12 protein-coding genes and 1 pseudogene are annotated in these 9,501 nt (G+C 42.0%); 7 read left to right on the top strand and 6 right to left on the bottom strand.

What is annotated here, in order from left to right; genetic code table 11:
• The first annotated feature begins 224 nt into the window (after nucleotides 1-224).
• From BLO31_RS01905 to BLO31_RS23690, 4 genes are all read left to right on the top strand, one after another.
• Entirely contained in the window at nucleotides 225-1,106 is an 882-nt protein-coding gene (locus BLO31_RS01905) for an N-acetylmuramidase family protein (protein WP_070962636.1), read from the top strand.
• 1 nt (nucleotide 1,107) lies between these two features.
• Nucleotides 1,108-1,935 carry a S8 family peptidase gene (locus BLO31_RS01910; RefSeq protein WP_070962637.1) on the top strand — a complete coding sequence of 276 codons (828 nt, stop codon included), beginning with the start codon at nucleotides 1,108-1,110 and terminating at the stop codon, nucleotides 1,933-1,935.
• Nucleotides 1,932-3,017 (top strand): cyanobactin maturation protease PatG family protein, encoded by a 1,086-nt coding sequence (locus BLO31_RS01915; RefSeq protein WP_070962638.1) that lies wholly within the window; start codon nucleotides 1,932-1,934, stop codon nucleotides 3,015-3,017. Before BLO31_RS01910 ends, BLO31_RS01915 begins: the two co-directional genes overlap by 4 nt.
• A gap of 72 nt (nucleotides 3,018-3,089) precedes the next feature.
• The gene (locus tag BLO31_RS23690; protein ID WP_175443156.1) at nucleotides 3,090-3,251 is read left to right on the top strand and encodes a hypothetical protein; all 162 of its coding nucleotides are present in this window, start codon (nucleotides 3,090-3,092) and stop codon (nucleotides 3,249-3,251) included.
• Between the two features lie 21 nt (nucleotides 3,252-3,272).
• Here the strand turns inward: BLO31_RS23690 and BLO31_RS23380 are convergent, their stop codons facing one another.
• On the bottom strand, nucleotides 3,273-3,467 hold the full coding sequence (locus BLO31_RS23380) for a hypothetical protein (RefSeq protein WP_139158913.1): 195 nt from the start codon (nucleotides 3,465-3,467) through the stop codon (nucleotides 3,273-3,275).
• A 323-nt stretch (nucleotides 3,468-3,790) separates the two neighbouring features.
• Here BLO31_RS23380 and BLO31_RS01925 point away from each other — a divergent pair, with 323 nt between their 5' ends.
• The 3 genes from BLO31_RS01925 to BLO31_RS24205 all read left to right on the top strand — a co-directional run bounded on the left by BLO31_RS01925 (nucleotide 3,791) and on the right by BLO31_RS24205 (nucleotide 5,068).
• A complete protein-coding gene (locus BLO31_RS01925) occupies nucleotides 3,791-4,108 on the top strand; it encodes a hypothetical protein (protein ID WP_070962640.1) in 318 nt (105 codons plus the stop codon).
• A gap of 339 nt (nucleotides 4,109-4,447) precedes the next feature.
• Nucleotides 4,448-4,702, top strand: coding sequence for an AAA family ATPase (locus tag BLO31_RS24200; protein WP_425425256.1), 255 nt, complete (start codon nucleotides 4,448-4,450; stop codon nucleotides 4,700-4,702).
• A gap of 60 nt (nucleotides 4,703-4,762) precedes the next feature.
• Nucleotides 4,763-5,068, top strand: a complete 306-nt coding sequence (locus BLO31_RS24205) for a hypothetical protein (RefSeq protein WP_245688353.1) — start codon at nucleotides 4,763-4,765, stop codon at nucleotides 5,066-5,068.
• Nucleotides 5,069-5,230: 162 nt separating this feature from the next.
• On the opposite strand, the pseudogene BLO31_RS22935 reads toward BLO31_RS24205, so the two are convergent.
• The 5 genes and pseudogenes from BLO31_RS22935 to BLO31_RS01950 form a co-directional block, all read right to left on the bottom strand.
• A pseudogene (locus BLO31_RS22935) lies at nucleotides 5,231-5,588 on the bottom strand (transposase); the annotation flags it as partial.
• Nucleotides 5,589-5,989: 401 nt separating this feature from the next.
• Nucleotides 5,990-6,241 (bottom strand): DUF4158 domain-containing protein, encoded by a 252-nt coding sequence (locus tag BLO31_RS25080; protein WP_070962642.1) that lies wholly within the window; start codon nucleotides 6,239-6,241, stop codon nucleotides 5,990-5,992.
• 319 nt (nucleotides 6,242-6,560) lie between these two features.
• Entirely contained in the window at nucleotides 6,561-6,695 is a 135-nt protein-coding gene (locus BLO31_RS24785; protein ID WP_281182200.1) for a hypothetical protein, read from the bottom strand.
• Nucleotides 6,696-6,697: 2 nt separating this feature from the next.
• The gene (locus BLO31_RS24015) at nucleotides 6,698-7,021 is read right to left on the bottom strand and encodes a recombinase family protein (RefSeq protein ID WP_217495093.1); all 324 of its coding nucleotides are present in this window, start codon (nucleotides 7,019-7,021) and stop codon (nucleotides 6,698-6,700) included.
• 756 nt (nucleotides 7,022-7,777) lie between these two features.
• Nucleotides 7,778-9,501: hypothetical protein (locus tag BLO31_RS01950; protein ID WP_217495094.1), on the bottom strand; the 1,724-nt coding region annotated here is incomplete at its 5' end.

Below are 9,501 nucleotides of genomic sequence, written 5' to 3' on the forward strand. Positions count from 1 at the left end.
CTCATCTTGAGTTATGCCATTTCGCCAGCTATTACGTGCATCAAAACTGAAAAATTACTGACTGCTATAAATGATACAAAGCCCCAACTGAATTCAAGCTGATTTGATCAACAACGCTTCCCTAAAAAGTAAAATGTGCACATTTTTTGAGTTTATATAAACAAAATTGTACATAAACAAATGGTATAGTTATTAAATATCGAAGTCTTATTTGGATGGAAATAATGAATAAAATAAAAGAAAAGGTTGGAAATAATGGTATTAATCTACCGGCAGATGTTCTCAATATCCAAAAAAAAATAAACATAGCTTTTGAAAAACTGTCGATTGAGAAAATAGTAGAAGATGGGGAAATCACAACAACCAGACTAGTAAAATCTCCTACAATAGAGTCAATAAAGTTATTTCAAAAAAAAGTGGTTGGTTTTAGAAATCCAGATGGATTAATTGAACCAAATGGAAAAACAATGCATAAGCTTGAATTGTTTACTTCAGATAAAGAAAAAGACATATACGATAAAAAAGAATGCAATAATTTCGGCAGAGGTATTACCAGATCAGATTATATAACAGCAGCCGCTTACTTAGGATGTGAGGTTGAGTCTATAATGGCGGTGGATTTTGTAGAGTCAAATGGGTGTGGTTTTTTTGAAAACGGAATGCCTAAGATTCTATTTGAAGCTCATCACTTTTCAAAACATACCGATGGTATATACGATGATGAACACCCAGACATATCTTCAAAAAAATGGAATAGAGAACTATATAAACGTGGTGAAAAAGAGTACGAAAGACTAATAAAATCATATTCACTTTGCCCTGAAGCTGCATTAAAATCAGCATCATGGGGACGATATCAAATATTAGGAAGTAACTATAAATCTAGTGGGTACACATCTGTAGCTAGCTTTGTTATATCAATGTTTTTGTCGGAAAAAAACCACCTAAATTCTTTTTGTAAGTTTATAAAGAACAACTCAAAATTACATGATTCAATAATTGAAAAAGATTGGAGGACGTTCGCACGAATATATAACGGCCCATCATATGAAAAAAATAAATACGACGTAAAAATTTCTGAAAAATACGAACAATTGGTGAGTTAGTATGTTTAACGTTCAAGAAAGTGGAATGATAAACAATGGCGGCTCAGGAGTTAAAGTAGGAATAATAGATGGAGCTATTGACGTAAAACATAAAGAATTTAGGGGATTTACCAATATTTATCAAAAATATTGTGGTGTTTATAGTGATCACGGAACAGCAGTTTGCAGCATAATTAAATCAAAGAATTTTGGGTTGCTAAATGGGGCTTCCATTTATAGCTACCCAGTATACAAAAGTGGTTCGAGCGGTAATCTAAACGGATGCCATCTAACGGACATAGGTCGAGCAATTAGCTCAGCAATAAATGACCAATGCGACATTATCAATATAAGCGGAGCAAGTGTAACAAATAACACAAAAGGAATTCAATATATTGTATCACTAGCGACAAAAGCAATAAAAAAAAACATATTCATCATATCTTCCGTAGGAAATGAAGCGAAAGTTAACCAACCAATGCCTGCATCAATACCTGGAATACTATCGGTTGGAAGTTGTGACCAAAAGGGTAAGCCATCGTTTTACAATAATGTGATCAATAGGGGGAAACTAACCTATTGTTGTCCCGGTGATAATATAAAAACTGCCATAGTTGACGATAATTATAGGTTTTGCACTGGTACTAGTTTTTCAACCCCAATTTTTTCCTGTTTAATTGGGTCAATAATATATATTTTTAGAACCAAAGGAATTACTTATACACACAAAGATATAATTGACATGATAAATAACAATTCTAAAAGTGTAATTTATAGAGGAAGAGAGTGTAAAATAGTAAACTTTAACATATTACACCAACTAATTATGAATATTGGAGTTAAACAATGAAAAATAGTATTGATGAAATTGATGAAATTGATGTAATTGATGAAATTTTCGATGACGAATTAGATTCAGAAGTCAACACTCTTCCACCTAGCACGATTGGAGTTAGTGATGAAGTGACAAATGATATTTTAGATCTTCCTGTGCGAGAAAAATACTTCAATAATCTTCATGTAAACGCTTATGATCAGTTAGTCTTTGCGATTGGAACTTTAGGTTATGACTTCATCACTGAAGCCAAAAGAGACTATTTTATTACGGCTATGAATGATCACGAAATTAAAAACGGGAAATTATACAATTTTAATTCACCTTTAGATCAATCTCTAGTTTTCCAAGCGAAAAAGTTATCAAAATTTTTGTTGCACGGCGACAACATTGAATCTTCAAACAATCTACACTGGACTATAAATCAAAATGGAATACCGATATACGTAATATGCCCTAATGGTGCGTTTGCACAAAAACAATATTATAGACTGGTTGAGTTTCTTCATGATCAAAATGAAGACACTCAAGATGATCAGAAAAATGATATTCGGCATGACCCATCCAAATTAATTAAAGTTGGCATACAAGGAAAAATTGTTGGTATGGCCAAACTTTTTACTGGTCAAACAGTACCAGTAATAGAGCCCGTTCTTCGAGGAATGACCCTTTGGAATAGTGATGCTTTGTATGGTTCAATCGAAAATAATTTATTATCAGAGATCAAAGATCGAGACCCTGATTTAATTAAAAGTGATTTTTTAAAATTGTTGAATCGTATTTTCTGTGAAATGGAAAATGATGGAACAAGCTCAGAGAGTAGAGCTATAAATTATGTTGCTACTAACATACATCAAATGGGACAAGTTTTTTCTTTAGCGATCCGTGAAGGACTTCAACTTTCTCAAATTTCTTGTGTGGAAAGTGATATAAAAAGAGATGGCATAGTGATGTACGACGTAGATCTAGTTTGTTTTGATCCTCTAGATAACAGAAAAGCAAGGAAAACATATAGACAAACCGTTGACGTAAGCGATATATCACCTGTATTTGTCGGCGGTATGAGAGAATGGTATACAGATGGACATAATCTGTAACACAACTAATATTTTAGGATAGTAATTACTATCTAAAAATATAATTTACTTAAATTAACAAGGAGAAAAACCATGAAACTACCACATCAATCACCAGGCGTTGACCGTGAAAATATGGTTCAAAATGTACAGTCATCTTGCGTTGATGCAAAAGTAAACCCGGCGTTTTTTGGGGGCGTACTTGACATACTGAAAAAAGCAGGTAGCGGTGCACTAAAAGGTGTATTAAGCTAATCTAGCTTAAATAATGGGCGTCTATTTTGGCGCCTTATTTAACCCTTTGTTAGCCAACTTGGTATGGGCGTTGTTGATCAAATCAGATTGAATAACGACGATGCCATGTACGACTAGCCGTTCGCTTATGACTGGCATACCTAGTCTTATGACTTTATTTATAGCTTTGACATTCGCCATATTTCCCTCGTCAGTAGAGTTTTTCCGTCTCGTCATTGTTCCACACCGTGGCTTTGTTGCCGAATTCAGCGAAAGAGCGGACCCTAGTAAAATAGTTCGGTTTTTAAACAACATGGTGGGTTTCGGCATACCTATCCCAGTTAGCTGGTTGAGTGCTTTAACCATGGCGTAGTTCCCCCCTCTGGCAGGATAGTTGTCACTGTTAAAATCTAACCAGTTTAGGGCGGTAATGAGTAAACCTTGTCTCGTATTTCAGCAGAAAGAAAAACAGCCTTATTGACGAAGCTACTGCCTCCATACTCAATGTCAGTAAACCAGTTATCAAAAAAAGAAGGCATTAGCACCGCTATCCTGTATCATTGGCGAAATCTCTCAAGTTGCCAGAGTCCGACGATACGAATCAAGAAGTGATCAGCGCTATGAAGCAAATCGTAGAGCCAGTACCTACCCGAGCCTTTGACGATCCTGACCCATTTAACGAGCAGCATTATGAGAATACAGTCAAAGCGAAGGTGGCGATTTCCAAGTACCTCGGTCAACCTCTTACTCTTTTAGAACAAGGCGATAGAGACATGATTGAAGCCATACTCAGTGAAACGTTGGACAAGAAGTCGGTCATGCTACAAGTAAAAAACTATTTCAATAAGTCATTAGGGGGCGGTGAAAATGCACATTGAAGTCATGAAACATTTTGGGATCAAGAAATAGTTTCGCGATGCGGATTTCTTTGAAACCGCGGTCGTCAAAAAACTCTTCAGACAACTCAAGAAAATCATCCCAAAAGGTCAGCTTATCGCTCTGACGGGGGTTGTTGGTGTCGGCAAAACGACATACTTAGAACGGATTCAGAAACAACTGTCTGAAGAAAGAAAAGTCATTGTGGCCAAGTCCCTTTCTGTCGAAAAATCGAAGACCAATTTAACCATGCTCATTACCGCGATTTTTTATGATGTAACCGGCGATAAGGATTACGAAGTCCCCAAACTTGGTGAAAGCGGGAGCGTGACTTACGAGATTTGATTAGAGATCATGAAATGCCAGTAGCCCTCTTCGTGGACGAAGCTCATGACCTTCACCACAAAACCCTGACGGGGTTGAAACGGCTAATGGAGGTGATTCGGGACAGCGGTGGCCGTCTGTCGATAGTACTTGCGGGTCATCCGAAGCTCAGAAATGATTTAAAGTCTCCAACCATGGAAGAGATTGGCTTCAGAACCATCACTATGTCACTGGAAGCTTCGCAAGGTATTCTCAGAGACTACGCAAAATGACTGCTCAATGACTGTACTATCGATATAGTCAAAGTCTCGGAAATCATTGATGAGCAAGCTTTGGATTACTTAGCAGAACACTTAACCACTCCCTTGCAAGTCGAACAACATCTTACCGCGGCAATGGAAGAAGCGTTTATTGCTGGTATTAAACCCATCAACGTTGAGTTGCTAACAGAAACCATGTCCAAACGTATTGATGACATTGAACCGCGGCTCATTAGGCATGGTTATAATGAGCGTGTGATTGCGGAGCAGTTTCGCTATCGCCCCGCGGATATCAGGCGTTTGTTTAAAGGCGAACTGGATGCAGCTCGCGCTAAGGAAATGACCGCGGAGATGCGTGAAGCAGGGTTGCCAATTTAATTCTCAATTAAAGGGGGCCGAGTAATTATGTTTGCGGTCTCATTCCTAACTAAAGTGGGTCCGTTCTCACGGATTGTGGGCAGACCTTTCACTTATTCTCACTGAATGTGGTCCAAAACTGGTCGATGTAATCGGGTCCGCGGGATTATGGTTGCGGTCCAATACAGCTAGGCGTTGGATAGCGCCTCGTGTTGAGGCTTTGAAATTAACGACTACATCCTTGTTTCGTCGGCTTATACAGGTATAGTGAGGACAAACCAATGGAACATTCGCCAATTTAAATACTGAATCTATAAAGCCTTGTAGCGCCCTTAAGGGCAGGGAAAGATGCGCGTCACCATGAGAGCGGTCGTGATACCTAAGTCGTTAAACGTTCAGGGACCACCACGTCCACGCTGTTTAAGTGGTTTCCCGTCCGTTTTTGCTTCTTCGTCAATCCAAACGTGAGTGAACCTCGATTGACTCGAGAGCGGTTGTACTTGCGCCAGTTGGTGGTTTAATAGCGAGGCTTGGATTGAATTCAAAGTCGGCAAATGAATGTCCCTGATCTGATCGTAAGATTTCGATTTAGTTCAGTCAATTACCGCAACAAAGCCGTGTCTATGCTGGCCATCTGAGCTCATACAATGGCATGTTTCTTCACGTGACTCATACGTCCCAGTGCTGCCACTTTGGCTGTAGAGACGTAGTGTGATAGCAATTTAATTCGAACGATAGGAATGTTTTTCTTGAATTGCCAAGGAAAATGATATTTTCTGACTTCAATAAGACTTTGTATATCCTCGTTTATCGTTTTACCGTTGGCATTCACAGGCGACGTTCTCAGCTTTTTAGTTGCTCAATATTTTGGTTTGGACGGGGGAGCAATTATTCTAACAGTTACTCTTGTTGCTCAAGGGTAAGTTCAGAAACAAGGATCCGTCATATGCGCTTATCCACTCTTGCTCTAAGTTTGGAGATGAATCGCTCTAAGGTGATACGTCCAGGATGTATCACTTTATGCGCGATGAGCCAATATTGTGCTTTTTCAAACAAAACTTTAGGATGTTCAATGCCACTCCAGCATGAGGCATATAACCAACGGCAAAATAGAACACAATTTAACTTCTGATAGGTTAGTGCATCAGTAATATCCTCGTGTTTGCTGAACTTGGTGCCATCGTTGACTACCATTTAAATAGCGATGATTGTCCACTTTGTCATTGAGATTCAATTGCCGCGCCAATGCCCCAAGCACCCCGTCTCGCATGTCAAATGGCCGTTTGTTAAACAACCCTTAATAACGCAATGTTGATAGTCGTAAGGCAAAGCCCAAACGATCGTGAGCCCCACGTTTTTTTCAGAAATGAGCTCTAAGTCCAAATCATCAAGATGGAAACACCGTGATAGATCTCGGGGCGTTGGTGGCTGACAATCGCTTCTATAACTATCGCGTTGATGCTCCAAAAAAGTCTACCGGCATAGTGCATCCCTTCCCTTGATGGTTCAAAGCCTACATCCGCTTCACCCGACTGACGCTGTTGTCACAGATAGTCATACCTGATTTTCTAAGCGTCATGATTTGTTTGTGAATGTCGGTACTCGGTTGAGGACCCTTAGCACTTACCGCGTTCTTGAGCCCATTCATACCTAGCCGCCGCCTTTCTTTCCTTGTCTCGAAATCATCCCACGTCCTTCGTAATGCGAACTTAGGCAAAAGCCCTTGAACTGATTGGTCACGATATCGGTCACGCCGTTCGAATCAGGTATCAACTCCGTCAGGTTGTTTCGACCTGGCACAATTTTCTGGGCACCTTTTTCTCGAATAGATTCAACGAGTTTTTCGGCCTCAGGAAGCGGAAGGCGGCTAATCCTATCTATCTTTCCTGCGACAATCGTTTTACCTGGTTTAAGGTCACCAATAAGACGCAGTAGTTCAGGTCGCTCAGCTCGTGGTCCTGAATTTTTCTTCATAAAACACCAGCCACATAATAGCATCAGTATAAATTTGATTTTGTCGCTCAAGATCTTGCTGAGAAGAACTGACACGTATATTCAGCCTTGCGATTTTCATGGATGGGTAGTCAAGTAAGTCATAGATTTTTTGGCATCGCGTATAAAGGTGGCGAAAAGTGAAGATAGGGATGTACGTTGGCCAGGTTGATTTTGGCTACTTAAGTAAGCCATTTGGACAATAAACCCCATTTTGAGAGCGAAGGTAGGTGCGGCGACAATTTCCATTATCGTTTTTTGTTCGGTTGCACCTTAGACCGAGTTTCAGGTCCGCACACTAATCGTTCGATAGGTTGACGGTACGCGTTCGGGGTACGAAATCTCGCGGTGTTACCCGTTGTGGCTGTATGAGCTGTGAGACGGCGCAGTGGTTTACCGGCTTGTGGTTGTACCTCAACGCAGGCTGAGTCTGTAGTCACGGGTTGTATGGATGCTATTGCCCCAGTTGTTACCGACCGCTTCTTAAAGCAAGCGTTGCGCCATAGGTCGGGTTGTCCTGAATGCACTCGTAATGGGTTCAACACGGACGAGGCGGTAGGGGTTCAAAGAAGTAAACTATGCCTGATCCGTCGGGAAATTGAAATCAGGCATAGGACACACTAACGGAAACGGGATACTGACGTAACGCGCATGTTAGCTACGGTTAAGTTAGCATTCAGTCACCAAACGTGAACTGAGATGGTGTGAGGTTTGAGGTTTGATGGTTTTGGCGTCTTTTCATCTTGGTGTTGGTCGTGAACGTACAGGCTCGGTTAAGGTCAAGCGTCGTGGTCGACTTGAGTGGTAGTCCTTTTGACAGCTGTTTTCATTTCGACGCCCAGGATTACGCAGTTTGGCCGTACTTTCGCCGTATACATAGTTACCTCGCTGTTCCAAATAGCGATTTGAGTGTTGACTAGCCTCGTTACGACGCCTAGTTGAGAGATTCCGACGCGAAACGGTTGACTGGTTGTTCCCCGTTCCTTCACCCTCATCACGGTAGGTGGATGATAACCCTTTGTCATGGTTCTGCGATTCCAGGCGGTTGTTCGTGATAAATAATGGTTTAAATAACTCATGGTCGATGTCCATAACTTTTTCCTCCTCGTCGCCTGAACGGTCGAACAGGGAGCCCTCTATTTTACCGGATGGGTCGGTTGCATCATTAAAGAGTTGGGATCGTGAAAGTTCTTTGCGTTTAGCGTCGTTTGTCAACTCTTCGTGTTGGATTTCCTCGAGGAGTGACCGCGGCTCATATGTCCGACCGCGAGTGTTAGAGTTTTTGTTCCTCGAACCTTCACCCTTTTGATGGTCGAGGTATTGTACCCCTTTGTCACGGCTCCGCGATTCCACGCTGTGGGTCGGAAAACTTGGGTCAGGGAAAGAGGGCTTAAAGTGCTCGTCCTTTTCAATGCGGCCGTACTTGACGAACGGGTAGCCCCTTAAACTGCTGAGTAGTTCGGTTTGCGAATCTTCAACTTCGTCGGTCTTTCGCAGCTTATCGAGTGCGGGTTCGAAAGCCAATATCGTACGTTCCAGTTGTACTCCATCTTCTAGCAGTCGACGCATCGGTTCGTCGAGTATGTCCCTGCCTTGTTGCGAGCACGACGTAGCTTGTAGTATACGCGTACGCAGAGCGGTCAGCTCGAGGGCCAGGCGGCTCAAGTTGTCGATTACTGTTTTCAGGTTGATCGCTTTTTCCGATATGCCGCGCGGATCATGGTAGTCGTTGCGGCTATGACGTATTTTCGAGCGAGCAGTAGCGTATGCTCGATACAATGATTCCTGTACAATCGGTGTTCGTTGAGCATAACCCGGTGTCAAGCTACCGCGCTGGTCGCGTCTTTCGACCGAAGAGACTCGGTAGTTCGGTCGCGATTGGCTTGGCGTATACCTGTCGCGCGCGACTGATCTTTTACTGCGAGTTTCTTCAAGTCGCGAGACGTAGGCCTTAACGTCTTCGATGGGAACAGTTTTGAGTCGGGGCTTGTCTTTCACGAGTCGGCCCTGTACTTTTTCTAGCGAGTGGATTAACTTCTCACTCTTATTGTCCCATTGCAGGCTCTGAAGGACTCGTTCGGAGATCAACGGTTGGCCGTCGAAACGGGTAGTAATAGCCAAGTACACGCACTGATAGTCGTCGTAAGCACTCCGGAACGCCATATAGTTCTTTACCGTGCGTGCATAGGAGGTTTTCAGTACTTGTCTGAAGAGGTCGCAGTAGTATGAAGCTACGTCAGGGTTTTGGAGGTGAGGGCTAGCCATGTCGCCCGTGTTGACATCGAACACATAGACACTGATTTGCAATGTGCATGTGCCCCGGTTACCTGACGAGTAGCTTAGTTGTCCTTCAGGTTTTCGTTCGGTAGTGATGATAGATTTTAAAACAGGTGAATTGTGAGTGCCCACTGTCGTTCCTCCATAGAGTTTAGCGTTGTCACGATTTTGGTTGGTTCGTTTTG

The sequence above is a fragment of the Vibrio sonorensis genome, assembly GCF_001854765.1.
GTDB classification, from domain to species: Bacteria; Pseudomonadota; Gammaproteobacteria; order Enterobacterales; family Vibrionaceae; genus Vibrio; species Vibrio sonorensis.